Below are 24380 nucleotides of genomic sequence, written 5' to 3' on the forward strand. Positions count from 1 at the left end.
TCGTCGACGTCGTGGTTGTTGTAGGCGATGTCGTCCGCAATCGCCGCCGCCTGCGCCTCCAGCGAGGCGAAGGTGCCCAGCCGCAGGTCCCAGCCCGGCGCATAGTCGGCGATCGCCTTCCACGCCGGCTCATTCAAACGGTGCGAAACCGGCCCGTTGTGCTTGACCACCCCCTCGACGGTCTCCCAGCTCAGGTTCAGCCCGTCGAAGCCCGGATAGCGGTGCTCCAGCCTGGTCACCACACGGAAGGTCTGGACGTTGTGATCGAACCCGCCCCAGGGCTCCATCTGGGCCTGCAGCTCGTCCTCCCCGGCATGACCGAAGGGCGGATGGCCCAGGTCGTGCGCCAGCGCCACGGTCTCGGCCAGGTCCGTATCCAGCCGCAGCGCATGCGCCAGCGACCGCGCAATCTGCGCCACCTCCAGCGAATGGGTCAGGCGGGTCCGGTAGTGGTCCCCCTCATGCGCCACGAAGACCTGGGTCTTCTCCTTCAGCCGGCGGAAGGCGGTGGCGTGGATGATCCGGTCGCGGTCGCGGGCATAGGCGTTGCGCGTCCGGCTGATCGGCTCGGGCGTCAGCCGGCCGCGGCTGTGTTCGGGGTATTCGGCATAGGGCGCGCGTTCGGGGATCAAGGTCAGCCGCTCTTTCGGGTCCGGGCCTTTGCGATCGGCCCTGTACGCCTCATATACCCCCCGTGAGCACCGTCCAATCCACCCCCCTGTTCCAGATTTCGCCGTCCGCTGGCGGTCACGGCCTGACCCTGTCCGATAGCGCCGCCGAACGGCTGGCCGACCTGAGCCGGACCGAAGGGCATCCGGTGATGCTGCGCGTCGCGGTCGACGGCGGCGGCTGCTCCGGCTTCCAGTACCGGTTCGAACTGGTCCAGGCCGGAGAAGCGGACGACATCCGTATTGAGGCCGGCGGTCAGGCCGCCATCGTCGACCCCGTCTCCCTGCCATTCCTAAAGGGCTCCGAGATCGCCTTTGTCGATGATCTGGCCGGCGCCCAGTTCGTCGTGCGCAACCCCAACGCGGCGTCGAGCTGCGGGTGCGGGGTGAGTTTCTCAATCTGACCGGACGCTCGGGATTCGGCCCCGGAGCCGATCGTCCTCCTCTCTGACCCGCTCCGTGGAGACCCGCCATGCTCAGCCTGATCCTCGCCGCCGCCCTGCTGGACCCGACGGCCGCGCCGGTGGTCCTGCCGTCCGAACCCGCGCCTCTGCACGCCACCCTGCTGACGCCCGAGAGCCCGACCCGCGCCGTCGCCGTCATCCTGCCCGGCTCCGGCCCGACCGACCGCGACGGCAACAGCCCCGGGGGCCTCGTCGCCTCGACCTATCGCCTGCTGGCCGAGGGCCTGGCTGAACAGGGCGTGGCCACGGTGCGGATCGACAAGCGCGGCGTCGGCCAGAGCGGTCCCGCCATGATCGCCGAGCAGGACCTTACCTTCCAGACCTATATCGACGACGCCCGCGCCTGGGCCGCCGAGGCCGCCCGCGTCACCGGCCAGCCCTGCGTCTGGCTGATCGGGCACAGTGAAGGCTCGCAGATCGCGCTCGCGGCGGCGCAGGACGGCAACCCGTCCGTCTGCGGTCTCGTATTGCTGGCCGGCGCAGGGCGTCCCGCCGGGGTCATCCTGCGCGACCAGCTCCGCGCCGGCCTGCCCGAGACCCTGCTGGCGCCGGCCTTCGCCGTCCTCGACGAACTGGAGGCCGGCCGCACGGTCACCAACGCCCCGCCCGAGTTGGCCGGCCTCTTCCGGCCCTCCGTCCAGCCCTATCTGATCTCATGGATCGGCCTTGATCCGACGGACCTGATCCGGGTCTATGAGGGCCCGGTCATGATCGGCCACGGCTCGACCGACATCCAGGTCGGCATGGTCGACGCCAACGCCCTGTCAGCGGCCCGGCCGACGGCGCATCTGGTGGTCTGGGACGGCGTCAACCACGTGCTGAAGCTCGCACCCGCCGACCGTGCCGGAAACATCGCCACCTATGGCAATCCGGACCTGCCGCTGGCGCCGGGCGTGGTCGAAGACGTGGCCGGCTTCATCCTGCAGCCGCGTTAGGCCAGGGTTTCCTGGAAGCGGACGGGGCGGCCGTGCGCCGTCCCGACAAGTTCGCCGTCCTTCATCACGACCCGGCCGCGCACGATCGTGGCCATGGCCTTGCCGGTCGCCTCGAAGCCGTCGAAGGGCGTCCAACCGCAGCGGCTGGCCATGTCCTCGTGCTTCAGGACGTGCTTCGCCTTCAGGTCCACAATGGTCAGGTCGGCGTCATAGCCCTCGGCCATCCGCCCCTTGCCAGCGATGCCGAACACCCGGTTGGCCCCATGCGAGGTCAGGTCGATGAACCGGTCAAGCGACAACCGCCCGTTGGCGACGTGCGTCAGCATCACTGGCACCAGCGTCTGCACCCCCGGCATGCCCGACGGCGACGCCGGATAGGGCCTCGCCTTCTCCTCCAGCGTATGCGGCGCGTGGTCCGAGCCCAGCACGTCAGCGACGCCCTGTTCGATGCCGCGCCACAGGCCGGCGATGTGGTAGTTGTTGCGGATCGGCGGGTTCATCTGCGCCAGCCCCTTGAGCCGCTCGTAGGCCTCGTCTCCGTCCAGCGTCAGGTGCTGCGGCGTCAGCTCCATCGTCGCCACATCCTTGTGGTTGGCGAGGAACTCGACCTCTTCCGCCGTCGTCACATGCAGCACATGGATGCGGGCGCCTGTCTCCCGGGCCAGTCGCACCAGACGACGGGTGCTCATGATCGCGCTCTCGGGATCGCGCACCTCGGGATGGCTGGTCCAGTCGCCGGTCCGGGCCAACGGCCGCCGGTCGACCAGCCGGTATTCGTCCTCGGAATGGAAGGTGGCGCGCCGCTTCACATGGCGCAGCACCTCGCGCACCCCGTCGTCATCCGCGACCAGCAGGGTCCCGGTCGAGGCGCCCATGAACACCTTGACCCCGCAGCACCCCGGCAGCCGCTCCAGCTCGGCCAGGTATTTCGCATTGTCGTGGGTGCCGCCGATGTAGAAGGCGTGGTCGGTCCACATCCGGTCCCGCGCCCGATCCAGCTTGTCGGCGAGGGTATCCGGGTCGGTCGTATTGGGCTCGGTGTTCGGCATCTCGAACACGGCGACGACCCCGCCCAGCGCCGCGGCGCGCGACCCGCTCTCGAGGTCTTCCTTCCACTCCAGCCCCGGCTCGCGAAAATGGACCTGGGTGTCGATGACGCCGGGCAGGACGGTCAGCCCCTTCGCGTCCACCGTCTCCCCCGCCGAGGCCTGCGACAGGTCGCCGATGAAGGCGATCTTCCCGTCGACGACGCCGACGTCGGCCATGCCGCGCCCCGCATGATTGGCCACTTCGCCGCCGCGGACGATCAGGTCATAGGTCTGGGTCATGCGCGTCCCATAGCCTCGTGTCGGGCTGCGATCTAGACGCCCGGTCGTTCCGCCAGCAGCTTCTTCGCCGCGGCGAGCACCCGATCGGCGGGCAGGTCGTTCATGTGCTGGATGGCCTGGTTCAGGTTCGGATCGATCTTGCGATACTCGTCCACCGAACGCGGGCCCCGCACGGCGATCCCGCCCCAGGGCCCGTGCTCGGCCTCGTCCGACGGTCCAAAGGCCGCCACGACAGGAACCCCCGAAGCCACCGCCAGGTCGGTCCAGATCGTATCGGCCCCAACATAGAGCGCCGCACGGCGGATGGCCGCCACCGTCTCCAGCCTGCCCAACCGCCCCTGCAGCTCGGTCACCCGGTTGCGCGGCAACGAGAGCCGGATGACGTGCGCGGTGTCGCGAGCGTTCTCGTCGCCCACCACGATCACACGTCCGCCCTCCAGCGGCCCGCCGTCGCCGACCAGGGCCACGGCCACCTTGGCGTAGCGCTCTGACGGCCAGACCTTGCCCATCCAGTCCGCGCCCGGGCCGATGGCCAGCAGCGGAACCCCCTCATCCGGGATCAGGGCGTCCGCCCTTTCGCGGGTCGCGTCCGAAACAAACAGTTTCGGCGCCGGAATATCCTCGAGCTGCAGCACCCGCGCCGCCTGCTCGACCGCATGGACCCCGGCCTCCCAGGCGCCCCGCACGGCCCGCTTCTGCCGCTTCAGCTTGGCCGACAGGGTGGTGCCGCGCATGTCGACCACCAGCCCCCAGCGCGTCTCCCGCACCTTGTTCCACAGCCCCAGCCAGTCCAGCCGGCTGTCGCGCTCCAGCACGATCAGGCGATCCAGTCTGGGCGTATCGGTGAACAGCGGCGCGCTTTTCGGCGAGCCGACCACGGTAAAGCTCGCCTGCGGCATGGCCTCGACCATATAGGCGAGCACCCCCGACGAGAGGATCGCGTCGCTCGCGTCCGCCTCGGCGATGTAGAGGATGGGGAACCGTCCGACCATGGATCGACCGTATACGGATTCTCTCGTCACCGCAGACGGTATGCGCCCATGGTCCACAGCCGCGCCGCGCCTTATCTAGGGACCATGACCACCCGCATCGCCCGCCTCGACAGCCGCGCCCTGATCCGGGTCTCGGGCCCCGACGCCCGCCCCTTCCTGCACGACCTGCTGACCCAGGACGTCGAAACCCTGAAGCCGGGAGAACTGCGCTTCGGCGCCCTGCTCTCGCCGCCGGGCAGACTGCTGTTCGACCTTTTTCTGTGGGGCGAGCCGGATGCCGTCGTGCTCGACGTCGCCGCTGATCGCCGCGACAGCCTGCTGCAGCGACTGGCCATGTACCGGCTGCGGGCGCAGGTCACGGTCGAGGCGATAGATCGCGGAGTGCTGGCGGCCTGGGACGGACCGCTGCCCGAGGGCTTCGTCGCCGACCCGCGGACCCCGGAACTCGGCGGACGCAGCCTTGCCGACCACGCTGCGACAGACGCGACCGAAGGCGACTGGCAGGCCCATCGACTCGCCGTCGGGGTTCCCGACCCGACCGCCGACGCTCCCTCGGACAAGACCTACCCGATCGAGGCGAATTTCGACCTGCTGAACGGCATCAACTTCCAGAAGGGCTGTTTCGTCGGCCAGGAAACCACCTCGCGCATGAAACGCCGCGGCGCCATCAAGACCCGCATGCTGCCGATCACCTTCGATGGCCCGCTCCCGCCCTTCGGCGCCGAGATCCTGAACGGCGAACTGCGCGCCGGCGAGGTGCTGAGCGGCCGTGACGGCGGGGCCATGGCCCTGCTGCGGCTGGACAGGCTGGACGGCGCGCTGACGGTCGAGGAACGGCCGGTCACGACGAGGCGGCCGACGTGGATGGAGACGTCGACCTGACCGGTTTCACTCGCCGGTGGCAGGAACCGGGCTCTCCGGCGGCGGGACCTCAGCCGCGTGGACCTGCGGCGGCTCGACGGTGACCGCCGACGGCTGAACCACGATCTCGGGCGGAACCAGATAGATCATCAATCCGCCGACGTTGACCGGCGGCCCCTCGACCTGAACCGGCGGACCCTGGACATAGACTCCCGGCCCGGCGGACCCGGGCGCCCATGTGGTGCGACAGGCCGGCCGATGGGCGTACGCCGCGCGGCCCAGCGGCAGTCGAGGATTGATATAGGCCGCGTCCGGCCGAATCTCGCACGCTCCGACCGGCGCGGACGTCGGCGGAGGATAGCCGGCGGAGGGCGGATACTGCGCCGCCGCGGGCGTCGCGGTCAGCAGCAGGCCCGCCAGGCACAACGGCACTGATCTCATCGGCGCGTCTCCCGGGTTTGGCGACCGATCGCAGGACGCCGATAACAGGGTTACCGCGATTGTGGGAAGGACGTCCAACCCGCCGTTCCGAACCAGCGAGCGCCCCGAGGACAAACACGTCTTCAGCGGTCAGAATGCGGCATGCCCGACTCGCCACGCCGCCTGATCGACCTCAGCCATACCATCGAAGCCGGCATGATCACCTACAAGGGTCTGCCCGCGCCGCTGGTCTGCGACCATCTGAGCCGCGAGGCATCGCGGGCCAACTATGACGCCGGGACCGAATTCCAGATCGGCCGCATCGAGATGGTCGGCAATACCGGCACCTATCTGGACACGCCCTTCCACCGCTACGCCGACGGAGAAGATCTCGGCGATGTCGGCCTCGACCGCGTCGCCGCCCTGCCGGGCGTGGTTGTTCGGGTCCCCGACATTCAGGCCATCGACACCGACCGGTTCGCAGGTCTGGACGTGGGCGGCAAGGCGGTGCTGGTTCATACCGGCTGGGCCCGCCACTGGCGCACGGACGCCTATTTCGAGGACCACCCGTTCCTGACCGAAGCCGCCGCAGCCCGGCTGGCCGAGGCGGGCGCGGCCCTGGTGGGCATCGACTCACACAATATCGACGATACCCGCACGCGCGCGCGGCCGGCACACACCCTGTTGCTCGGCGCGGGCATTCCGATCTGCGAGCATATGCGCGGACTGGAACTGCTGCCCGACGCCGGGTTCCGCTTCACCGCCGCCCCGCCGAAGATCAAGGCGTTCGGGACGTTTCCGGTCAGGGCGTTCGCTGAAGTGGGCTGAACAATTTTCAGCACCCGCTGAAATTATCGCGCCGCCTTCTCGACGCAGTTCGCCCATCGGTGTTACGGCTGAGCTGCGCAGGGGGCGCATCCCTCAAAGGATCCGTAATATGTTCAAGGCTTTCGCACGCCGCGCCGTACTGGCGGCCGCAATCTCCGCCGTCGCCTTCGGGATGATGGGCTTCCAGTCCAACGATGGTCAGGACCGCCGCGTCACCATCATCAACGCCACCGGCGTCACCATGACCCATTTCTACGCCTCCAACTCGGGCCGGAATGACTGGGAGGAAGACATCCTCGGCCAGGACGTGCTTCCCGCCGGCGCCCGCGTCCGGATCAACATCGACGACGGCTCCGGCGCCTGCCTCTATGATTTCAAGGCCCGCTTCGCCGACGGCGATGAGCTCATCCGTTACCGGATCAACGTCTGCCAGATCACCGAGTACCGCTATACCGCCGGCTGATCGGACCGTTTGACTGAAGATCGGGGCCGCGCTTCCGGGTGCGGCCCTTTTTCGTGGCTGATCCGCTAGCCTGCCGTAATGGCCGACTCACTCCACCGCTGCGCCTGGTGCGGGACAGACCCCCTCTACGTCGCCTATCACGATGAGGAATGGGGCGTGCCCGAGTACGACTCCCGCGCCCTCTGGGAAAAGCTGGTGCTGGACGGCTTCCAGGCCGGCCTGGCCTGGATCACCATCCTGAGAAAGCGCGAGGGCATGCGCGACGCCTTCGACGACTTCGATCCGGAGAAGATCGCCTGCTATGGCGAAGCGGACATAGAACGGCTGCTGGGCGACGCCCGCATCATCCGCTCTCGCGCCAAGATCAACAGCGCCATCAAGGGCGCGCGGATCTGGCTTGAGATGCGCGACAACGGAGAGGAATTCTCCGAATGGCTCTGGTCCTTCGTCGGCGGCGCTCCGATCCAGAATGTCTGGCCCGACGGCGGCGCCCGTCCCGTGGCCACTCCCGAATCCGAGGCGATGTCGAAGGCGCTGAAGAAGCGCGGCTTCACCTTTGTCGGCCCGGTGATCGTCTACGCCTTCATGCAGGCGGTCGGCATGGTCAACGATCACGGCGTCGAATGCTTCCGCCACCGGCAGGTTCGTGCGATGGGCGGCGCGTGAAGATCCCGGCGAAATCCCCGGCAAAGGCAAAGCTTTCGCGCGCCTCTCCGACGCTGGCGCTTGAAATCCTGCTGATCGAAAGCGCGGGCGGACCGGTCTGCGGCGTCGACGAGGCGGGCCGCGGCCCCTGGGCCGGGCCGGTGTCGGCGGGGGCGGTGATCCTGAACCCCGACGACCTGCCTGCCGGCATCGACGATTCCAAGGCCCTGACCCACGCCCGGCGCGAGGCGCTGGAAATCGAGATCAAGGCCCGCGCCCTCGCCTGGGGCGTCGGCTTCGCCTCGGTCGAGGAGATCGACCAGCTCAACATCCTGCACGCCACCGGCCTGGCCATGCGCCGCGCGATCGAGGCGATGGCGATCCAGCCCGCCGCGGCGCTGGTGGACGGGAACTACGGGTTCAAACTGCCGTGCGCGGTCCAGACCGTGATCAAGGGCGACAGCCTGTCCCTGTCAATCGCCGCCGCCTCCATCCTCGCCAAGACGGCGCGGGACCGTTTGATGGTCGAACTGGACGTGGAATACCCCGGCTACGGATTCGCCGGCCACAAGGGCTACAATGCGCCGATCCATTCCGCCGCCCTGAAGGCCCTAGGCCCCTGCCCCGCGCACCGGCGCAGCTGGGCGCCGATCCGGGCCCTGCTGAGCGCTGAAGTCTAGCTGGATTCAACTCCAGATCGCAGGGTCAATGACTTCCGCCGAACAATGTTCTTGACTCTCCGCGTGTATGACGCTCAACCTTTGGTCGTTTCCGGGGAGAGGTAAGCTATGAAAGCCGCTATTTCCGCCATCGCCTTGGCATCGCTCGCTTGCGTCGCCTGCGACACGCTTCCGAAGCCCGGAACCCGAAGCTACCTTTCCGTCGCCACCCAGGAATCGCCGCCGAACGGGCCTGTGCGAACGATCGGTACGCTTTTCGTTTGGAGCAACGAAGTCAACGCAGGCGTGATCTACCAGGACGGGAATATTTGCATGCAGCGGGCGATGACCGCCCGCGCCATGAGCGGAAGAATGGACGCGAGCGCGCGTGCAGAGGCACCTGCCAGCGTGTTGTCCGCTATGACGACAGTAGCGGCAGAAGCCAGCGAGAACGGCAACATGGAGGCGGCGGCAGCCATGTCCGCCGCAATCGCCCAGACCGCTACAGCTCTTTCCGCCACCAGCGAGCGCACGGCCTTCCTGGACATCGGGATGTTCTACATTTGTCAGCTGAGTGCGAACGGTCGGCTTTCAGAAACCGAGACCAATGCGCTTTCCATGCAGCTGGTTCAGTCGGCCGCAGGCATGACGCCGACCGGAACCATTCCTCGTGCTGACGCGCCGGACCTTCCCGAACGCGAGAACGATTAGGTCTGCGGCTAGAGCGCCAGCGCCCCGCCCAGCATCGCGCCAAGAAGCGCCGCGACCAGACCCCCGGCTACCACCGTGACCCAGCCGGGCAGATCGGCGATCAGTTCCCGCAGTTTCGGCTCCGCGACCTCGGGATCATTGGCCACCCGCGTATCGAACCGCGCCGACGAGGGCGGACGCCAGGCGACGGTTTCAAACGCATCGGCGGCGCGGCCATAGGCGCGGACGCCTTCAAGTCGACGGGCGGAGGGCATGGGTGACACTTCCATGACCGATCAACGGCAAAGTCAAACGCGCGTTCCGTCGCCCTAGGCCGCATCCGCCAAGCTGACCGGTCGTTCGCTGACCATGAACAGATATTCGACGTTCCGCAGCCGGCCGACCGCCCCGACCTTTTCGCCCCTGGGATTGTGGATGCCGATACGGGCGCCGACGTAGCGCGGGCGGGCGATCTCGATCACCTGCACCTCGCCCCGGCCGGACAGCATCTCCACCAGCTGATCGCGGCCCAGATAGCCCTCGTCATTGAACGAGACGATCAGGTTCGGGGCCTTCAGCCCCTCGATAACCGCCTGCAGCGCCGGAGCGATGCCCGGCTTGCTGTTGAAGGCGCTCTTGCGGGTCTTCACATCGACCCGCTTGTTGGCGATGCCGTAGGTCTCGGGCCTGTCCCACAGCACCAGACTCTCCCAGCAGTGATAGTTGCCGAGGTAGGAATGCTGGTTGTACGGCGGGTCCAGATACACGAGGTCGGCCTCGACCTCGGGGGCGAGATCGACCGCGTCCCGGCGGGTCGCCTTGCACGGTCCGCCCGCGACGCCGGGCAGGATGTCGGGCATGCGCAGCTCCAGCGCATTGTAAGCTCTAGGGGCCCACTTCTTCATGTACGCCATCTGGATTCCTGCCGTGGAATCCACCCGGTCAGCGGCCTCCATCAGGCTTACCAAGACGATGGCTTCCAGCTCCGGCTCGAGCGCGAGTGCGGCGATTCGGTCGCGCATCGCATCAATGAGAGCCCCATTGTCCGGGTGGAAGAAGCGCGCGTCTCGGCAGAATGCCTTGGTGAACCACCCTGCGTTTGGCTTGACCGCACGAAGTTCTTCGAGAACAATCTCAGCGCGAGACAGCCACTTCTCGCGGTCTGATTGAACATATGCGGTCGCCAACGTGTGAGCATACGCATTGTGGTCGTTGGACCAGACCCTAAACCCTTCTCGCTTGAGTGCATGACCAACACGCGAAGTGCCTGAGAAGAGGTCGCATACAGTCCCCCCGCGGGGGAGAACTTCGCCGATGCCGGCAACGATATGATTGAGAAGTGCGCGTTTCGAACCAAGGTACTTAATCATCGCGGTCTGACTCCACGGAATATGAGTCAGCAGCATGTTCTTCAAAAATTTCGGGAAAATTAATTTGCCCAGGAAAATCCTTCGTACCCGCATACAGCAGGGCGACATCGCGGTCCTTGCTTTGGAACTCGCGGCAGAAAAACCGGGGGGCCGGATAACGACCACTGAGTTGAAGCGGCTGATGATTGCGAAATTCAAGCCGACGGGGGGCGATGCAGTGCTAACCGCGCGTGGAGTCAGCCGGTTTGATCAAGTTGTCGGCAACCTCATCAGCAATCGCCCAACACCACGGAGCATAATTTCAATGGGTTATGCCGTTCGAACAGCTGACGGCTTTCAAATCACACCCGCAGGACGAACATTCTTGGGTACCGTGCCGAGGTAACTTTTTCAGCGCTTAGCCTTCGCCGGAGCATGGGCCAGTCGCAGCAGATTCGCAGCCCCCGGCGCGCCGAAGGGCGTCCCAGCCAGGATCAGGATCCGCTGCCCCGGTTCCGCCAAGCCGTAGTCGACCGCGCTGGTCACGGCGTCTTCGGTGACATCCTCCAGCGAGGTCGGCTCCTTGCCCAGCCGCGTCTCGAGGCCCCAGACCAAGGCCAGTCGCCGCGCCGTCTCCGGCTTGGGCGTCAGCGCCAGCACCGGCTGCAGCGGCCGCTCGCGCGCCATCCGCCGCGCCGTGCCGCCCAGGGTCGTGAACACCACGATACAGGCCGTCGACTGGGCCTCGGCCGCCTTGCGCGCCGCGGCCACCAGGGCGTCGGCGTCGATGTCGTCCATGCCGGCGTGTTCGGCGTCCATCAGGCTGGGCCACATCGGATCGCGCTCGACCCGCTCGATGATCCGGCTCATCACCCCGACCGACTCCAGCGGATAGTCGCCGGAGGCCGTCTCGGCCGACAGCATCAGGGCGTCGGCGCCCTCGTATGCGGCGTTGGCCACGTCGGAGGCCTCGGCCCGGGTCGGGGCCGGCGAGGCCGTCATGCTCTCCAGCATCTGCGTCGCCACGATCACCGGCACGCCGCGCTGGCGGGCGGCGCGGATGATCTGCTTCTGGGCCACGGGCACCTCTTCAGGCTCCAGCTCCACCCCCAGATCGCCACGCGCCACCATGACCCCGTCGCAATAGTCGAGGATGCTCTCCAGCTCGAGCAGTGCCTGCGGCTTCTCGATCTTGGCCAGACAGGCGGCGCGGCCCTTCACGATCTGCTTCAACTCGGCCATGTCCTCGGCCTTCTGGACGAAGCTCAGCGCCACCCAGTCGACGCCGATGCGCAGGGCGAAGGCCAGGTCCTCGCGGTCCTTCGGGGTCAGGGCCGAGACCGGCACCACAGCCTCGGGCACGGCCACGCCCTTGCGGTCCGAGAGTTTCGAGCCGCTCTCGACGGTCACGTCGGCCCAGTCATCGGTCCGCTCATTGACCCGCAGCCGCACCCGGCCATCGTCGAGCAACAGCAGCATGCCGGTGCGCAGGGCCCGGAAGATCTCCGGATGGGGCATCTGCACCCGCGTCGCGTCGCCCGGCGTCGGATCGAGGTCGAACCGCATCCTGTGGCCCGGCTTGATGTCGATCTCGACGTCCCTGAACCTGCCCAGCCGCAGCTTGGGCCCCTGCAGATCGGCCAGAACCCCCAGCGGCCGCTTCAGCGCCAGCTCGGCCCCGCGCACGGCCTTCAGCGCCGCCGCGTGATCCTCATGCGTGCCGTGGCTGAAGTTCAGGCGGAAGACATCGACCCCGGCCTGGGCCAGGGCCTTGACCATGCCGGGTGCCCGACTGGCGGGTCCCAGGGTCGCGACGATGCGGGCGCGCCGGGCTCTTTTCATCGAATATCCATGCGATCGGAGGGGTTTCCCCCTTGTGCCCATGAAAGCGCGTCGGGTTAAGGGCGGTTCTTTGCACGAAACACGAAGTTACGCCGAACCGTCGCGCCCCGCCGCGTTTCGCGCTACCTCAGACCGAACAACGGAGCGGACCATGGCGGGCCTCAAGGACAAGCGCGGCTTCATCGACAAGGACCGTCTGGACCTGTCCGAGCGCCAGGCCGTCGAACACTGGATGAAGCGCTGGGGCGTGACCCGCGAACAGCTGACCGCTGCCCACCGCAAGGCCGGCCGCAACGTCAAGGACATCGCGGCGGAGCTGGGCAAGAAGCGCTAGCGCGAAATCTGTCTTGGTGCGAGCGGCGGGGGTCGAACCCGCAATCCCTTTCGGGCGACAGATTTTAAGTCTGTTGCGTCTACCAGTTTCGCCACGCTCGCGGCTGGAGCAATCCTACTGCGCCGGTCTTAACGCGCGGAAGTCCACGTCCGAATTGGCCAGCAGCCACAGGAAGGCGGCCCAGGCGGCGACGTTCTGGTCGAGATTGTCCGGATCGATCCGGTCCAGCACGTCGTCGGCGGTGTGGTGCCAGTCGAAATAGTCCGTGCCGTCCTGGTTGAGGCGGAAGGCGGGCACGCCGAGGGCCACCGTCGGACCGGTGTCCGGACCGCCGCCCGTCGCGGGCGCGCCGTCGAACAGCACGCCCAGCGGCGTCAGCACCGCCTGGGCGGCGCGGCGGAAATCGGTGTCGGCGGCGCCCGGCGGCAGTCCAAGGCTGTAGATCGGCCCGGCGCCGAAATCGCTCTCGCTGATGGCCACATGGTTCGCCATCTCGTCGGTGCGGCTGGAGGCGTAGAACCGCGCGCCGGCCAGACCCTGGGACGGGGCGGGCTGGCTGACCTCCTCCGAACCCCACCAGACCACGCGGATGGTCCGACGCGGGCGGCGCGGCATGTCCTCGATCAGCTTGAGGGCGGCGGCGGTGATGGCCACGCCCGCGCCGTCGTCGATCGCGCCCGTGCCCAGGTCCCAGCTGTCGAGGTGGCCGCCGATGACAATGATCTCATCCGGCGCGCCGGAACCACGGACTTCGCCGATGACATTCTGGCTGACCGTCTGGCCGGTGAATCCGGCGGTCGAGAACAGCCGCATCCGCACCGGCTGATCCGTCAGGGCGATCAGGCGGCGCAGCTGGTCGGCGTCGGGCGGGCTCATTGCGAAGGACGGCACCGTCCCCTCCCCGACCCGCGTGGCGCCGGTGTGGGCGAAGCGGTGGTCATGGGTGCCCAGCGAGCGCAGCACATAGCCGACCGCCCCGCGCCGCGCCGCCTCGGTCGGTCCATTGCCGCGAATCGGCGAGGTGGCGCCATAGCCGCGCCCGTCCTGGGCCTGGACGGTATCCTGCAGCACCACCGCGATCTTGCCGGTCAGCGAGCCCACGGGCTGGTCCAGCATCTGCTGATAGGTCTCGAAGATCGCCGCCTCGCCCTCAATCCCCTCGGGCGGCGTGGCATGGGAGCCGCCCAGCGACACCACTTCCAGCGGCTGGGGGAAGGGCGACAGGATCTCGACCCGCGCCTCGCCGCGGTTCCACAGGGCCAGCGGGAATTCCTCGATCGAGACGTTGTCGAAGCCCATCTCGCGGAACTTGTCCGCGCCCCAGCGGGCCGAGGCCTGCTCCGACTCCGAGCCCGCCAGACGCGGCCCGAACCGTGTCGTCAGTTCCGAAACGAGCCCGTACGCCACATTGTCCTGCAGCGCCCTGTCGCGCAGCTGTTCGGCCTCGCGGATGGTGCGGGCGTCCTGGGCGATGGCGGGGGCGGCGGCCATTGTCAGGGCCAGGGCGCTGGCGGCGAGAAGACGGACGGACAGGCGCATGACGGCTCCGGGACTCAGAGGGGAGCCGGAACCTGAACCTTGCAAGGGGAGCGGACAAGCGGTCCGCGTCAGAGTTTTTTCAACGACGCCACAAGCGCCGACAGGGCTATTCGCCCTTGACCCAGGCCTCGACCGGACCCTGCAGCTTGACGGTCAGGGCTTTGCCGCGGCGATCGACGCGGTTGCCGACCGCCAGACGGACCCAGCCTTCCGAGATGCAGTATTCCTCGACATTGGTCTTTTCCTCGCCCTTGAAGCGGACGCCGATTCCCTTCGCCAGCAGGTCGGCGTCGTGGAACGGGCTGTCGGGGTCGACACAGAGGCGGTCGGGAAGATCGGTCATGGCGAGAAGGCCCGGAAAACAGGAGAAGGCGCGGGCTTTAGCCGAGGACGGGCTCGGCTCCAAGAGCGCTTGACCTGACGCCGCGTCAGTCGGCTAGGTTCGTTGCGAATAGCTACGGACCTTAGATGCGCGACCCGATCATCCGCGACTTCATCGCCGAGGCCGCCGACGGCTATCCGCTGTCGATGCGGCTGATCATGCCCGAGACTCCCACGGCAGCCGTGATGGTCAGCTCCGGCACGGGCTTCCCCAAGGGCTTCTATGACCGGTTCGCCCGCCATCTGGCGTCTCGCGGGGCGGCGGTCCTGACGTATGATTTCCGGGGCATCGCCGGCTCGCGGCCCGATGATCTCGCCGCCATGGAGATGGACTATCCCGACTGGGGCCGGCTCGACATGCCGGCGGCCCTGGACGCCCTGATCGCAGCCGCGCCGGGCCTGCCGGTGGTTCATGTCGGCCACAGCGTCGGCGGTCATTTCCTCGGCTTCATGCCCAATCACGACCGCATCGACCGCCACGCCTTCGTCTCGGTCGGCAGCGGCTGGTGGGGCCGGCACCACCGGTCCTACAATCCGCTCGAGCTCTTCTTCTGGCTCGGCTTCGGCCCCTTCAGCCTGATGCGGCACGGTTATATCAAGGGCGGCGGCCTGTGGGCGGGGACCGACCTGCCGGCCGGGGTCTGGAAGACCTGGCGGCGCTGGTGCCTGAAGGAGCCCTATTTCCTCGACGAACTGAAGGACCGGCTGCAACCGCATCATTTCGACGCCGTCACCGCCCCGATCCGCTCCTGGGTCTTCACCGACGACCCGATCGCCACCCCGGTAACCTCGCCCATCCTGCTGCAGGTCTATCCCAGCGCCCCGCGCGAGGTCGTGGTCCGCACCCCGGCCGACTACAACGTCGCCCGCATCGGCCACGAAGGGGCCTTCCGCAAGGGACTGGAGCCGCTGTGGGACGAGATGTTCGACTGGCTGGTTGAACCTTCGGCCGTCGCCCCCAGTTAAACCGCTCCCCTCTCGGAGCCTCCCATGACCGACCAGCCCGCCATCACCGTCGACGGCCACGCCATTCCCCTGCTCGGTTTCGGGACCTGGAACCTGACGCCCGAGGTCGCCCGGAGCATGGTCGCCGAGGCCCTGCGCATCGGCTATCGCCACATCGATACGGCCTGGATCTATCACAATGAGGCGGCGGTCGGAGACGGCATCCGCGACGCTATCGCCGCCGGCCATGTCGCCCGCGAGGACATCTGGCTGACCACCAAGATCTGGGTCGCCCATTTCGACCGCGAGGGCCTGCTGGCGCAGGCGCGGGAGTCCGCCGCCAGCCTCGGCTTCACCCCGGACCTGCTGCTGCTCCACTGGCCCAAGGCCGAACCGGCGTGGGAGGAAACCCTCGGCGCCCTGAACGAGGCCAGGGATATCGGCCTGACCCGCACCATCGGCCTGTCCAACTTCCCGTCGGCCGAATTCCGGCGGGCGCAGGCCCTGTCGAAGGCGACGCTGGTCACCAACCAGGTCGAGTACCACCCCTACCTCAAGCTCTCGAAGCTGCTCGGGACGGCCAGGGACCTCGGCTCCTCCATCACCGCCTGGTCGCCGCTGGCGCAGGGCAATATCGCCGACGATCCGACCCTGATCGAGATCGGCAAGGCGCACCGCAAGACGCCCGGACAGGTGACCCTGCGCTGGTTGATCCAGCAGGGTGTCATCGCCATCCCGCGCACCTCGAAGGTCAGCCGCGCCGAAGAGAGCTTCGACATCTTCGACTTCACCCTCTCGTCCGAAGAGATGGACCGAATCCACGCCCTCGCCCGTCCCGACGGCCGTCTGGGCGACTGGCTCGACAAGGCGTTCAACTGGGACGAAGAATGGGCCTGACGCCCTGCAACCAGACAGGGCGCGCAGAGGGAGCGACCAGATGGGTTCGGTGCTGGGTTTTCCCGGCGTCGATCCGCTCGACGCAGCGGTCGGCGCGAGACTGAAGCGATGGCGAGAGGCCCGCGGCATGGCCGTCGACGACCTCGCCGCCTGTCTGCACATCACCGCCGAAGAAGTCCGCCGTGCCGAAGCGGGCCGCTCCCATCTGAACGCCGCCCGGATCGGCGCCGCGACCAGCGCCCTGCGTCTGCCGCTGTGGGCCCTGGTGTCGGATACGCGGGCCTACTGAAGAGTCGCACCCCCGGACGGCGTGACAGGACGGCCGCGTCCGCCTAATCCAGACGCTCTGACGGAGCGTTCCCCTTGGCCTACAAATCCCTGCGCGACTTCATGGCCATGCTGGAGGCCGAGGGCGAACTGGTTCGCGTCGCCGAGCCCGTCTCCACCCATCTGGAGATGACCGAGATCCAGACCCGGCTGTTGCGCAACGGCGGCCCGGCGGTCCTGTTCGAAAAGCCGGTCATGCCCGACGGATCGATCAGCCCCATACCCTGCCTCGCCAATCTGTTCGGCACGGTGAAGCGCGTGGCCATGGGCGTGACCATGGAGAAGAAGACCCGCACCACCGCCGCCGAGCTGCGCGAGGTGGGCGAACTGCTCGCTTTCCTGCGCAACCCGACCCCGCCGCGCGGCCTGTCGGACGCCATGGAGATGCTGCCGCTGGCGCAGACCGTCATGTCGATGAGGCCCAAGGTGGTAAAGACCGCCCCGGTGCAGCAGCTGGTGCTCAAGGGCGACCAGATCGACCTGACATCCCTCCCCGTCCAGGGCTGCTGGCCCGGCGAGCCCGCGCCGCTGATCACCTGGGGCCTCGTCGTCACCAAGGGGCCTTCCGAGGACCGCGAGGACGACTTCAACCTCGGCATCTACCGCATGCAGGTGCTGGGCAAGGACAAGGCCATAATGCGCTGGCTGGCCCACCGCGGCGGGGCGCAGCACTACGCCCGGCACAGGAAGGCCGGAAAGAAGGGCCCCCTGCCCTGCGCCGTCGTCCTCGGCGCCGACCCGGGCACCATTCTGGCCGCCGTGACGCCCGTGCCGGACACCCTGTCGGAGTACCAGTTCGCCGGCCTGCTGCGCGGCCAGAAGGCCGAACTGGTTCCCTGCAAGACCGTGCCCCTGATGGTCCCCGCCAACGCCGAGATCGTGCTGGAGGGCCATGTCCTGTTCGACGAACACGCCCCCGAAGGCCCCTACGGCGACCACACCGGCTACTACAATTCGGTCGAGACCTTCCCGGTCTTCCAGGTCACAGCCATCACCATGCGCCGCGACCCCATCTACCTGACCACCTTCACCGGCCGCCCGCCGGACGAGCCCTCGGTGCTGGGCGAGGCGCTGAACGAGGTCTTCATCCCCCTGCTGCGCGCCCAATTCCCCGAGATCACCGACTTCTGGCTGCCGCCCGAGGGCTGCAGCTACCGCATCGCCGTGGTGTCGATGAAGAAGGCCTACCCCGGCCACGCCAAGCGGGTGATGCTCGGCGTCTGGAGCTATCTGCGCCAGTTCATGTACACGAAATGGGTCATCGTCGTGGACGACGACATCGACGCCCGCGACTGGAAACAGGTCATGTGGGCCATCTCGACCAAGATGGACCCGGCCCGCGACATCACCGTCATCGAGAACACCCCGATCGACTACCTCGACTTCGCCAGCCCCGAGAGCGGTCTCGGCTCCAAGATCGGCCTCGACGCTACGGACAAGTGGCCCCCCGAGACGAAGCGGGAATGGGGTGAGGAGATCCGCATGGACGACGCCGTGGTCGAGCGGGTGTCGGGGATGTGGGACCGGCTCGGACTACCGGGTGACGGAAAGCCGATCTGGAAATAGCGGCGTCGTTTCCGTCGCCGATTGTGTCCAAAAAACGCTTTCCAGGTGACAGAACGGTAATCTAGGGTCCGCCCTTCGTTTCCGTCCCCTGTTTTTTGAGGCCAACCATGAAGCTGCCGCTGATCGCCGTGCTCGCCGTCGTTCTCGCCGCACCGGTCGTGACCGTTCCGACCTACGCAGACGCCCAGGTACGGGTCGGCAGCGGCGCCCGTCGGGATCCGCCGCGCCGCGTTAGCCCGCCCGCGCCGCGCCTGACCGAGGCCGAGGAAGACCGGCTGTGGGACGCCCAGGCCGAGGTCAACAACCTCGACACCCAGATCGCGGCCGTGAACGCCCTGGCCGCAGCCGCGGGCGGCGCGACCCCCGAGCAGCAGGCCACGCTCGCGGACCTCACGACACGTCGCACCGCTGAGCAGGCCGTGATCGACCGGCTGCAGGCCAAGCTGAACCGCTGAGAATTCCGTCCGGACAGAGCTGCGCCAGCCGCTTTTCCAGACCATTTGCGGGGTGACGCCGGCCTGCTTCCGTACCGGGTGTCGGTGAAGACAGGTCGGGGGGCCGCTCGTGAGTCCGTTTGAGTTCTTCTTCAGCTTCTACGGCCTGTTGCTGGGCCTGTCCGTCGCCGAGCTGGTGGGCGGCTTCTCGCGGGTGCTGCATGAGCGGCATCGCGTGCGCTTCGGCTGGCTGACGCCCCTTCTTGCCCTGTTCGTGGCCGTCGATCTGGCGACCTTCTGGAACCAGGCCTGGCGGTTCTTTCGCGGCGCGCCGTTCAATCCGGCCCTGCTGCTCATCGGCCTGATGGTCGCCGCGACCTTCTATGTGGCGGCCAGCGTGACCTTCCCGCGCGTCACCGCAGAGGGTGTCGAGACGCGCATCGACCTTGACGACCATTTCTGGGCCCACCGGCGCGTGGTCTTCGGCTGCGTGCTCGCGGCCAATGCGATGGTCTGGCTGCTTCTGCTCCTGCTCGGCCTCGTGGACCCGGCCTGGGCGGCGCTGTGGCCCCCCCGCGTGGTCATAGGGATCTGCCTCTTCGCCGTCTGCACGGCGACGGCGGCCTTCGCGCCATGGAAGCGGGTGGTCACGGCCGCGCTGGTGATCGTCCTGGCCTATACGCTGTGGAACATGGTGCGGGCCGGCGCCGCCCTTGTCGCCTCCGGCGCCTGGTCGCCGGCCCTCGGCGGCTAAGGCTTGCCAGACGGGCGGGATCGTCCGACGAAGGGCCATGCGCCCCATCCTGTTTTCCGCGGCCCTGGCCGCCCTTGTCAGTTGCGTCAGCCCCGCCATGTCCCAGACCGCCCCGCCGTCCGTCCCCAACGCCGCGCCCTGGGACCAGCCCTTCCTGCCGCCCGCGCCCGCCTGGGACGGGGCCAGCCGCGCCCTGCTGCGCGACGCCTCCGACCCCTGGGTCACGGCCTTCGAGGCCGACGCCGAGCATGACGAAAGCCCGAACTACGCCGACACCCGCGCCTGGTTCGACCGGCTGGACGCCGCCTCGGATCTGATTCGCATCGAACAGTTCGGCGTCTCGCCCGAGGGCCGGCCGATCTACGCCGTCATCGCCTCGAAGGACGGCGCCGCCTTCGACCCGTCCAAGCCCGTCCTGCTGGCCCAGGCCGGCATCCACCCCGGCGAGATCGACGGCAAGGACGCGGGCATGATGCTGCTCCGCGACATCGCCTTCAACGGCAAGGACGACCTGCTGGACCGGGTCAATCTGATCCTCATCCCCATCCTGTCCGTCGACGGTCACGAGCGCGCCTCGGCCTACTCCCGCCCGAACCAGCGCGGGCCCCGCATCCAGGGCTGGCGCAATACGGCCACGAACCAGAACCTCAACCGCGACTATCTGAAACTGGACCAGACCGAGATGCGCGCCGTCCGCGGCCTCGTCCTCAAATACCGGCCCGATCTGTACCTCGACATCCACGTCACTGACGGCATGGATTACCAGTACGACATCACCTACGGCTACAACGGCGAGAACGGCGTCTGGTCCCGTTCACCCGCCATCGCCCGCTGGCTGGACGACGCCTTCAAGCCGGCGATCAACGCAGCACTCGAAGCCGAAGGCCACATCCCCGGCGAGCTGGTCTTCGGCGTCGGCGACGATCCCCGCGCCGGCCTGTCCGACGGCGGCCTCGGCGAGCGCTTCTCCAACGGCTGGGGCTCGGCGGCTCACGTCCCGACCATCCTGATCGAGAACCACAGCCTCAAACCCTATGAGCAGCGGGTGCTGGGGACCTATGTCTTCCTCGAGGCCGCCATGCGCCGGCTGGCCGAGGACGGCCCCGCCCTGCGCACGGCGATCGCCGCCGACACCGCCCTGCGCCCCGCCGAAATCCCGGCCAATTTCGCGCTCGACCCGACCCCGGCCTACACCCGGACCTTCAAGGGCATCCGCTATGAGATGTACGACAGCCCCGCCTCGGGCCGTTCGGAGATCCGCTGGCTGGGCGTCGCCGATCCCGAGCCCTGGTCCCTGCCCTTCTACGGCTCACGCCCGACCCTGACTCTGCAGCGTCCCGAGGCCTACTGGGTCCCAGGCCACCGCGCCGACATCATCGAGCGGCTGCGCCTGCACGGGATTCAGATGGAGGCCCAGGACGCACCGCGCACCGTCAATCTCGACATGCTGCGCCTCGTCGAACCGAGGCTGGCGGCCCGGGCCAATGAGGGCCGTGTCGGCGTCACCGTCACCGGCGTGACGCCCGAACGTCGCGACTGGACCTTCCCCGTCGGCTCGGTGCGCGTGCCGACGGACCAGCCGCTGGGCGACATCGTCGTCCTGCTGCTGGAGCCGCAATCCAGCGAGAGCTTCTTCGCCTGGGGCCTGTTCCCCGAAGTGCTCAGCCGCGTGGAATATATCGAGGGCTACGCCATCGCCCCGCTGGCCGAGGCGATGATGGCCGCTGATCCCGCCCTCAAGGCCGCGTTCGAGGCGAAACTGGCCGCCGAGCCGGAATTCGCCGCCGACGGCGACGCCCGTTTGCAATGGTTCTACGAGCGAACCCCGTTTTATGATGACCGCTTCCGACTCTATCCGGTGGGGCGAGAAAACTGATGGCGACGATCGAAACCATGACGCCGGTTCAGGCGGCGGCCTTGTGGAGCGGCCTGCTGCTCCTGCTTATGCTCGTGCTTTCCGTGCGGGTCGTCATGAACCGCCGCAAGCACAAGGTGTTGCTCGGCGACGGCGGCGGCTCCCAGATCACCCTGGCGGGCCGGGTGTTTGGCAATGCGGCGGAATATGTGCCCGTCGGTGTCGGGGCCCTGGCCCTGTTGGCCATGCTGGGGATGCCGGCCATGGCGGTGCATGCCGTGGGCGCGGGCCTCCTGGCGGGACGTCTGATCCACGCCGTCAGCCTGAGTGACAAGAAGCCGACCGCGGGTCGGGTGCTCGGCATGGTCCTGACCTACGCCGCCCTGTTCACCGCCGGCGGGATGCTGATGGTCCACGCCTTCGTCTGAACTTCACGAGCGTGGTTGCGGCGCCGCGTTCGCCCGGCCATATCGGGGCATGCCTGACCGTACCGCGTCCGCCGCCTCTCCCGACATCCTGCCCGAACTGGTCGCCGCCGCCCTGAGGGCCGGCGCCGACGCCGCCGAGGCGGTCTCGGCCGGGCGCGCCTCCCTCTCCGTCGGCGTCCGCAACGGCGCCCTTGAGGAGGTCGAACGCGAGGAAAGCCGCGACCTCGGCCTGCGCGTCTTCATCGGCCGGCGTCAGGCCACCGTCTCCGCCTCCGACCTGTCCGACGCCACCCGCGCTCGTCTGGTCGAACGCGCCGTGGCCATGGCCCGGCTGGCCCCCGAGGACCCTTACGCCGGCCTCGCCCCGCAGGACCGCCTCGCCCGCGGCCCCTTCGCCGATCTCGACCTGTTCGATCCCGCCGAGCGCAGCGCCGCCGAGCTTGAGTCTATGGCCGCCGAAACCGAAGCCATCGCCATGGCTGTCCCCGGCGTCTCCAAATCCGAAGGCGGACACGCCTCGGCCTCGTCCAGCCGCTGGCGGCTGGTCACCTCGCACGGCTTCGACGGCGCCTATCACGGCTCGGCCTTTTCGCTGGGCGTCGGCGTCATTGCCGAGAAGGACGGGGCCATGGAACGCGGCGGCGAACACCGCGCGGTCCGTCACCTGTCCGACCTGCCGTCCGCCGCCTCCATCGGCGACTTCGCCGGCCGCCGCGCCGTGGCCCGCACCGGCCCGCGCAAGATCGACTCGACCACCGCTCCGGTGATCTTCGAGAACCGCATCGCCACCCAGGTCATCTCGCCGATCATCAGCGCCATTTCCGGCCCCTCGATCGCACGCGGCACCTCCTTCCTGAAGGACCGCCTCGGCCAGCGCATCCTGCCGGCAGGCGTCGATCTGGTCGACGATCCCTTCCGCGTCCGAGGCCTCGGCTCCACCCCTTTCGACGACGAAGGTGTGGCCGTCTCGCGCCAGTCGATCGTCCAGGACGGCGTCCTTACCACCTGGCTGCTCAACAGCGCCGCCGCGGCCCAGCTGGGGCTCGCCTCCACCGGCCATGCCTCGCGTGGCCTCGCCGGACCGCCCGGCGTCTCGACCCACAACCTGCATCTGGAACCCGGCGAGCGCGATCTGGCCGGACTGATGGCCGACGCCGGCGCCGGCCTGCTGGTCACCTCCATGTTCGGTCCGTCCCTGAACGCCAACACCGGCGACTGGTCGGCGGGCGTCTCGGGCTTCTGGTTCGAGAACGGCGAGATCGTCTGGCCCGTCAGCGGCGTCACCGTCGCGGGCAATCTGGCCGAGCTCTGGACCCGGCTCGAGCGCGGCTCTGACCTGGAGTTCCGCGGCAGTTTCAACAGTCCGTCGCTGATGTTCGACGGCGTCGCCATCGCCGGCAAATGAGCGACCTGGCAGCCGATCTCGACCTGATCCGCGACGCCGCAGAGGCGGCGGGCCGGCTGGCGCTGGCCGAACGCGACGCCGGGTTGAAGATCTGGTCCAAGTCGGGCGGGTCGCCGGTGACCTCGGCCGACATGGCCGTCGATCAACTGCTCAAGGACACGCTGCTTTCGGCCCGGCCCGACCACGGCTGGCTGTCGGAAGAGACCACCGACAACGCCGACCGCCTGTCGAACCGCCGCATCTTCGTGGTCGATCCGATCGACGGCACCGTCGCCTATATGAAGGGCAAGCCGTGGTGGTGCATTCCCATCGCCATCGTCGAGGACGGCCGCCCCGTCGCCGCCGTGATCCACGCCCCGGCTCTGGGCGAGACCTTCACCGCCACCCTGGGCGGCGGCGCCTCGCTGCAGGGCCGCGCGATCAGCGCCTCCGACACCAACGATCTGGACGACGCCTCCGTGCTCGCGGACGCGCGGCTGATCGAGGGGCCGCACTGGCTCGAACCGTGGCCTGCCATGCGGTTCGAGAAGCGCAACGCCATCGCCTATCGCATGGCCCTTGTCGCCGCCGGGGCTTTCGACGCCGCCATCAACCTCGCCCCCAAGTGGGACTGGGACGTCTGCGCCGGCGCCCTGATTGTCGAGGAAGCCGGGGGCAGGGTCAGCGACCACCACGGCCACGCCTGGCGCTTCAACCAGGCCGATCCGCGTCAGAACAGCCTCGTTTGCAGCGGTCCGGCGCTTCACCCGTTGATCGTGCGGCGGACAGCGCCTATTCCGCTGGCGCCCCGCTAGCTCCCCACATCTCCGGACGACCCATGACCAAGCCCGCCGAAACCGATCAGTTGCTGCACCTCGTCATCGGCGGCGAGCTCCGCCACCTCGACGCCCCGGTGTTCCGCGATCTGTCCAAGGTCGAGTTCGTCGGCGCATTCCCCAACTATGAGGAAGCCCGCAAGGCGTGGAAGGCTCGGGCGCAGGCCACGGTCGACAACGCCCACATGCGGTTCTTCATCCTGCACGCCCACCGGATGATCGACCCGCGGGGCGACGCGCACGGCCACTGACGGCGGAACCGGGTCTCGGCCCGGCGCGCTTTCAGGGCTATGGTGCCCTTCCACTTGCAGGAACCCCGCCCTTGACCCTCTTCGGCCGAACCTTCGACGGAACAGAGATCGTCTCGCTGGTCTCGATGCTGCTGTTGCTGGTCCTCTGGGTCAGCGCCTGGCGCGGCAACCGCAAGGAGTCCCAGTGGTTCAAGACCTGGAACGCCGAGCGCAAGGCGCGCCGTGACGCCGAGATCGCCGCCGAGGGCGGAGAACCCGGATCGCCATCCGACAAGAGCGAACCGCGCGGCCCTTGGGGCTGACGC

At 68.2% G+C, this 24380-nt stretch carries 31 protein-coding genes and 1 tRNA gene; 22 read left to right on the top strand and 10 right to left on the bottom strand.

The genetic code is table 11. The features are described from left to right. On the bottom strand, nucleotides 1-632 hold a 632-nt coding region (dgt, locus tag B3E43_RS13770), incomplete at its 3' end, for a dGTP triphosphohydrolase (RefSeq protein ID WP_292030469.1). Nucleotides 633-694: 62 nt separating this feature from the next. Between dgt and erpA the strand changes: the two genes are divergently transcribed. Together erpA and B3E43_RS13780 are read left to right on the top strand one after the other, a co-directional pair. Beyond that, nucleotides 695-1072 (top strand): iron-sulfur cluster insertion protein ErpA, encoded by a 378-nt coding sequence (gene erpA, locus B3E43_RS13775; RefSeq protein WP_292030471.1) that lies wholly within the window; start codon nucleotides 695-697, stop codon nucleotides 1070-1072. A gap of 68 nt (nucleotides 1073-1140) precedes the next feature. Further along, nucleotides 1141-2067 (top strand): alpha/beta hydrolase, encoded by a 927-nt coding sequence (locus tag B3E43_RS13780; protein ID WP_292030473.1) that lies wholly within the window; start codon nucleotides 1141-1143, stop codon nucleotides 2065-2067. Here B3E43_RS13780 and B3E43_RS13785 read toward each other — a convergent pair. Together B3E43_RS13785 and B3E43_RS13790 are read right to left on the bottom strand one after the other, a co-directional pair. Continuing rightward, on the bottom strand, nucleotides 2064-3395 hold the full coding sequence (locus B3E43_RS13785; protein ID WP_292030474.1) for a dihydroorotase: 1332 nt from the start codon (nucleotides 3393-3395) through the stop codon (nucleotides 2064-2066). The two genes, B3E43_RS13780 and B3E43_RS13785, sit on opposite strands and share 4 nt — an antisense overlap. Nucleotides 3396-3427: 32 nt before the next feature. Then, entirely contained in the window at nucleotides 3428-4387 is a 960-nt protein-coding gene (locus B3E43_RS13790; protein ID WP_292030475.1) for a glycosyltransferase family 9 protein, read from the bottom strand. A gap of 84 nt (nucleotides 4388-4471) precedes the next feature. Here B3E43_RS13790 and B3E43_RS13795 point away from each other — a divergent pair, with 84 nt between their 5' ends. Next, entirely contained in the window at nucleotides 4472-5269 is a 798-nt protein-coding gene (locus B3E43_RS13795) for a YgfZ/GcvT domain-containing protein (RefSeq protein ID WP_292030477.1), read from the top strand. Nucleotides 5270-5275: 6 nt separating this feature from the next. Here B3E43_RS13795 and B3E43_RS13800 read toward each other — a convergent pair whose 3' ends face one another. Next, nucleotides 5276-5689 (bottom strand): hypothetical protein, encoded by a 414-nt coding sequence (locus tag B3E43_RS13800; RefSeq protein WP_292030478.1) that lies wholly within the window; start codon nucleotides 5687-5689, stop codon nucleotides 5276-5278. A 141-nt stretch (nucleotides 5690-5830) separates the two neighbouring features. On the opposite strand from B3E43_RS13800, the gene B3E43_RS13805 reads away from it, so the two are divergent. The 5 genes from B3E43_RS13805 to B3E43_RS13825 all read left to right on the top strand — a co-directional run bounded on the left by B3E43_RS13805 (nucleotide 5831) and on the right by B3E43_RS13825 (nucleotide 8974). Further along, nucleotides 5831-6496 carry a cyclase family protein gene (locus B3E43_RS13805; protein ID WP_292030480.1) on the top strand — a complete coding sequence of 222 codons (666 nt, stop codon included), beginning with the start codon at nucleotides 5831-5833 and terminating at the stop codon, nucleotides 6494-6496. A 109-nt stretch (nucleotides 6497-6605) separates the two neighbouring features. Then, nucleotides 6606-6959, top strand: a complete 354-nt coding sequence (locus B3E43_RS13810; protein WP_292030482.1) for a hypothetical protein — start codon at nucleotides 6606-6608, stop codon at nucleotides 6957-6959. 78 nt (nucleotides 6960-7037) lie between these two features. Further along, the gene (locus B3E43_RS13815) at nucleotides 7038-7625 is read left to right on the top strand and encodes a DNA-3-methyladenine glycosylase I (RefSeq protein WP_292030484.1); all 588 of its coding nucleotides are present in this window, start codon (nucleotides 7038-7040) and stop codon (nucleotides 7623-7625) included. Continuing rightward, on the top strand, nucleotides 7622-8284 hold the full coding sequence (locus tag B3E43_RS13820; protein ID WP_414631362.1) for a ribonuclease HII: 663 nt from the start codon (nucleotides 7622-7624) through the stop codon (nucleotides 8282-8284). The genes B3E43_RS13815 and B3E43_RS13820 overlap by 4 nt, the downstream gene beginning before the upstream one ends. Nucleotides 8285-8392: 108 nt before the next feature. After that, complete coding sequence (locus tag B3E43_RS13825; protein WP_292030486.1) at nucleotides 8393-8974, top strand: hypothetical protein; 582 nt, start codon at nucleotides 8393-8395, stop codon at nucleotides 8972-8974. A gap of 8 nt (nucleotides 8975-8982) precedes the next feature. On the opposite strand, the gene B3E43_RS13830 is transcribed toward B3E43_RS13825, so the two are convergent. Next, the gene (locus B3E43_RS13830; RefSeq protein ID WP_292030487.1) at nucleotides 8983-9228 is read right to left on the bottom strand and encodes a hypothetical protein; all 246 of its coding nucleotides are present in this window, start codon (nucleotides 9226-9228) and stop codon (nucleotides 8983-8985) included. A 54-nt stretch (nucleotides 9229-9282) separates the two neighbouring features. Continuing rightward, complete coding sequence (locus B3E43_RS13835) at nucleotides 9283-10431, bottom strand: DNA adenine methylase (RefSeq protein WP_349677590.1); 1149 nt, start codon at nucleotides 10429-10431, stop codon at nucleotides 9283-9285. Between B3E43_RS13835 and B3E43_RS13840 the strand changes: the two genes are divergently transcribed. Beyond that, nucleotides 10358-10708 carry a hypothetical protein gene (locus tag B3E43_RS13840; RefSeq protein WP_292030489.1) on the top strand — a complete coding sequence of 117 codons (351 nt, stop codon included), beginning with the start codon at nucleotides 10358-10360 and terminating at the stop codon, nucleotides 10706-10708. The genes B3E43_RS13835 and B3E43_RS13840 overlap by 74 nt on opposite strands. 5 nt (nucleotides 10709-10713) lie before the next feature. On the opposite strand, the gene pyk is transcribed toward B3E43_RS13840, so the two are convergent. Continuing rightward, nucleotides 10714-12144 carry a pyruvate kinase gene (gene pyk, locus B3E43_RS13845; RefSeq protein WP_292030491.1) on the bottom strand — a complete coding sequence of 477 codons (1431 nt, stop codon included), beginning with the start codon at nucleotides 12142-12144 and terminating at the stop codon, nucleotides 10714-10716. Nucleotides 12145-12295: 151 nt separating this feature from the next. On the opposite strand from pyk, the gene B3E43_RS13850 reads away from it, so the two are divergent. Beyond that, nucleotides 12296-12478 (top strand): DUF3606 domain-containing protein, encoded by a 183-nt coding sequence (locus tag B3E43_RS13850; RefSeq protein ID WP_055828753.1) that lies wholly within the window; start codon nucleotides 12296-12298, stop codon nucleotides 12476-12478. A 14-nt stretch (nucleotides 12479-12492) separates the two neighbouring features. On the opposite strand, the gene B3E43_RS13855 is transcribed toward B3E43_RS13850, so the two are convergent. From B3E43_RS13855 to B3E43_RS13865, 3 genes are all read right to left on the bottom strand, one after another. Continuing rightward, a tRNA-Leu gene (locus tag B3E43_RS13855) sits at nucleotides 12493-12579 on the bottom strand. A gap of 13 nt (nucleotides 12580-12592) precedes the next feature. Continuing rightward, on the bottom strand, nucleotides 12593-14017 hold the full coding sequence (locus B3E43_RS13860) for a M20/M25/M40 family metallo-hydrolase (RefSeq protein ID WP_292030495.1): 1425 nt from the start codon (nucleotides 14015-14017) through the stop codon (nucleotides 12593-12595). Between the two features lie 106 nt (nucleotides 14018-14123). Further along, on the bottom strand, nucleotides 14124-14360 hold the full coding sequence (locus B3E43_RS13865; RefSeq protein WP_292030498.1) for a DUF3297 family protein: 237 nt from the start codon (nucleotides 14358-14360) through the stop codon (nucleotides 14124-14126). 125 nt (nucleotides 14361-14485) lie between these two features. On the opposite strand from B3E43_RS13865, the gene B3E43_RS13870 reads away from it, so the two are divergent. The 12 genes from B3E43_RS13870 (at nucleotide 14486) to B3E43_RS13925 (ending at nucleotide 24377) form a co-directional block, all read left to right on the top strand. Beyond that, nucleotides 14486-15364 (top strand): serine aminopeptidase domain-containing protein, encoded by an 879-nt coding sequence (locus B3E43_RS13870; RefSeq protein WP_292030499.1) that lies wholly within the window; start codon nucleotides 14486-14488, stop codon nucleotides 15362-15364. Between the two features lie 24 nt (nucleotides 15365-15388). Beyond that, on the top strand, nucleotides 15389-16240 hold the full coding sequence (locus B3E43_RS13875) for an aldo/keto reductase (RefSeq protein WP_292030501.1): 852 nt from the start codon (nucleotides 15389-15391) through the stop codon (nucleotides 16238-16240). Between the two features lie 40 nt (nucleotides 16241-16280). Then, nucleotides 16281-16529: a helix-turn-helix domain-containing protein gene (locus B3E43_RS13880; RefSeq protein ID WP_292030504.1), complete on the top strand. Its 249-nt coding sequence runs from the start codon at nucleotides 16281-16283 to the stop codon at nucleotides 16527-16529. 74 nt (nucleotides 16530-16603) lie between these two features. Beyond that, nucleotides 16604-18133: a UbiD family decarboxylase gene (locus B3E43_RS13885; protein ID WP_292030506.1), complete on the top strand. Its 1530-nt coding sequence runs from the start codon at nucleotides 16604-16606 to the stop codon at nucleotides 18131-18133. Between the two features lie 107 nt (nucleotides 18134-18240). Next, nucleotides 18241-18588: a hypothetical protein gene (locus B3E43_RS13890; protein ID WP_292030507.1), complete on the top strand. Its 348-nt coding sequence runs from the start codon at nucleotides 18241-18243 to the stop codon at nucleotides 18586-18588. 109 nt (nucleotides 18589-18697) lie between these two features. Beyond that, complete coding sequence (locus B3E43_RS13895) at nucleotides 18698-19321, top strand: hypothetical protein (protein ID WP_292030509.1); 624 nt, start codon at nucleotides 18698-18700, stop codon at nucleotides 19319-19321. A 37-nt stretch (nucleotides 19322-19358) separates the two neighbouring features. Beyond that, the gene (locus B3E43_RS13900; RefSeq protein ID WP_414631363.1) at nucleotides 19359-21197 is read left to right on the top strand and encodes a M14 family metallopeptidase; all 1839 of its coding nucleotides are present in this window, start codon (nucleotides 19359-19361) and stop codon (nucleotides 21195-21197) included. Beyond that, the gene (locus tag B3E43_RS13905; RefSeq protein ID WP_292030510.1) at nucleotides 21197-21604 is read left to right on the top strand and encodes an MAPEG family protein; all 408 of its coding nucleotides are present in this window, start codon (nucleotides 21197-21199) and stop codon (nucleotides 21602-21604) included. Before B3E43_RS13900 ends, B3E43_RS13905 begins: the two co-directional genes overlap by 1 nt. Nucleotides 21605-21653: 49 nt before the next feature. After that, on the top strand, nucleotides 21654-23009 hold the full coding sequence (locus B3E43_RS13910) for a TldD/PmbA family protein (protein ID WP_292030512.1): 1356 nt from the start codon (nucleotides 21654-21656) through the stop codon (nucleotides 23007-23009). Further along, nucleotides 23006-23803, top strand: coding sequence for a 3'(2'),5'-bisphosphate nucleotidase CysQ (locus tag B3E43_RS13915; protein ID WP_292030514.1), 798 nt, complete (start codon nucleotides 23006-23008; stop codon nucleotides 23801-23803). The genes B3E43_RS13910 and B3E43_RS13915 overlap by 4 nt, the downstream gene beginning before the upstream one ends. A gap of 23 nt (nucleotides 23804-23826) precedes the next feature. Continuing rightward, complete coding sequence (locus B3E43_RS13920) at nucleotides 23827-24075, top strand: DUF4170 domain-containing protein (RefSeq protein WP_292030516.1); 249 nt, start codon at nucleotides 23827-23829, stop codon at nucleotides 24073-24075. Between the two features lie 71 nt (nucleotides 24076-24146). After that, nucleotides 24147-24377 (top strand): hypothetical protein, encoded by a 231-nt coding sequence (locus tag B3E43_RS13925; protein WP_292030518.1) that lies wholly within the window; start codon nucleotides 24147-24149, stop codon nucleotides 24375-24377. Nucleotides 24378-24380 lie beyond the last annotated feature (3 nt).

Origin of the sequence: Brevundimonas sp. UBA2416 (genome assembly GCF_002343105.1) — a bacterium.
Lineage (GTDB): Bacteria > Pseudomonadota > Alphaproteobacteria > Caulobacterales > Caulobacteraceae > Brevundimonas.

What these genes read in the sequence shown, in the direction of transcription:
- B3E43_RS13780 (WP_292030473.1), top strand. Translation starts at nt 1,141, where the DNA reads ATGCTCAGCCTGATCCTCGCCGCCGCCCTGCTGGACCCGACGGCCGCG.
- B3E43_RS13785 (WP_292030474.1), bottom strand. Translation starts at nt 3,395, where the DNA reads ATGACCCAGACCTATGACCTGATCGTCCGCGGCGGCGAAGTGGCCAAT.
- B3E43_RS13790 (WP_292030475.1), bottom strand. Translation starts at nt 4,387, where the DNA reads ATGGTCGGACGGTTCCCCATCCTCTACATCGCCGAGGCGGACGCGAGC.
- B3E43_RS13795 (WP_292030477.1), top strand. Translation starts at nt 4,472, where the DNA reads ATGACCACCCGCATCGCCCGCCTCGACAGCCGCGCCCTGATCCGGGTC.
- B3E43_RS13800 (WP_292030478.1), bottom strand. Translation starts at nt 5,689, where the DNA reads ATGAGATCAGTGCCGTTGTGCCTGGCGGGCCTGCTGCTGACCGCGACG.
- B3E43_RS13805 (WP_292030480.1), top strand. Translation starts at nt 5,831, where the DNA reads ATGCCCGACTCGCCACGCCGCCTGATCGACCTCAGCCATACCATCGAA.
- B3E43_RS13810 (WP_292030482.1), top strand. Translation starts at nt 6,606, where the DNA reads ATGTTCAAGGCTTTCGCACGCCGCGCCGTACTGGCGGCCGCAATCTCC.
- B3E43_RS13815 (WP_292030484.1), top strand. Translation starts at nt 7,038, where the DNA reads ATGGCCGACTCACTCCACCGCTGCGCCTGGTGCGGGACAGACCCCCTC.
- B3E43_RS13825 (WP_292030486.1), top strand. Translation starts at nt 8,393, where the DNA reads ATGAAAGCCGCTATTTCCGCCATCGCCTTGGCATCGCTCGCTTGCGTC.
- B3E43_RS13830 (WP_292030487.1), bottom strand. Translation starts at nt 9,228, where the DNA reads ATGCCCTCCGCCCGTCGACTTGAAGGCGTCCGCGCCTATGGCCGCGCC.
- B3E43_RS13840 (WP_292030489.1), top strand. Translation starts at nt 10,358, where the DNA reads ATGTTCTTCAAAAATTTCGGGAAAATTAATTTGCCCAGGAAAATCCTT.
- B3E43_RS13835 (WP_349677590.1), bottom strand. Translation starts at nt 10,431, where the DNA reads ATGTCGCCCTGCTGTATGCGGGTACGAAGGATTTTCCTGGGCAAATTA.
- pyk (WP_292030491.1), bottom strand. Translation starts at nt 12,144, where the DNA reads ATGAAAAGAGCCCGGCGCGCCCGCATCGTCGCGACCCTGGGACCCGCC.
- B3E43_RS13850 (WP_055828753.1), top strand. Translation starts at nt 12,296, where the DNA reads ATGGCGGGCCTCAAGGACAAGCGCGGCTTCATCGACAAGGACCGTCTG.
- B3E43_RS13860 (WP_292030495.1), bottom strand. Translation starts at nt 14,017, where the DNA reads ATGCGCCTGTCCGTCCGTCTTCTCGCCGCCAGCGCCCTGGCCCTGACA.
- B3E43_RS13865 (WP_292030498.1), bottom strand. Translation starts at nt 14,360, where the DNA reads ATGACCGATCTTCCCGACCGCCTCTGTGTCGACCCCGACAGCCCGTTC.
- B3E43_RS13870 (WP_292030499.1), top strand. Translation starts at nt 14,486, where the DNA reads ATGCGCGACCCGATCATCCGCGACTTCATCGCCGAGGCCGCCGACGGC.
- B3E43_RS13875 (WP_292030501.1), top strand. Translation starts at nt 15,389, where the DNA reads ATGACCGACCAGCCCGCCATCACCGTCGACGGCCACGCCATTCCCCTG.
- B3E43_RS13880 (WP_292030504.1), top strand. Translation starts at nt 16,281, where the DNA reads ATGGGTTCGGTGCTGGGTTTTCCCGGCGTCGATCCGCTCGACGCAGCG.
- B3E43_RS13890 (WP_292030507.1), top strand. Translation starts at nt 18,241, where the DNA reads ATGAAGCTGCCGCTGATCGCCGTGCTCGCCGTCGTTCTCGCCGCACCG.
- B3E43_RS13900 (WP_414631363.1), top strand. Translation starts at nt 19,359, where the DNA reads ATGCGCCCCATCCTGTTTTCCGCGGCCCTGGCCGCCCTTGTCAGTTGC.
- B3E43_RS13905 (WP_292030510.1), top strand. Translation starts at nt 21,197, where the DNA reads ATGGCGACGATCGAAACCATGACGCCGGTTCAGGCGGCGGCCTTGTGG.
- B3E43_RS13910 (WP_292030512.1), top strand. Translation starts at nt 21,654, where the DNA reads ATGCCTGACCGTACCGCGTCCGCCGCCTCTCCCGACATCCTGCCCGAA.
- B3E43_RS13915 (WP_292030514.1), top strand. Translation starts at nt 23,006, where the DNA reads ATGAGCGACCTGGCAGCCGATCTCGACCTGATCCGCGACGCCGCAGAG.
- B3E43_RS13920 (WP_292030516.1), top strand. Translation starts at nt 23,827, where the DNA reads ATGACCAAGCCCGCCGAAACCGATCAGTTGCTGCACCTCGTCATCGGC.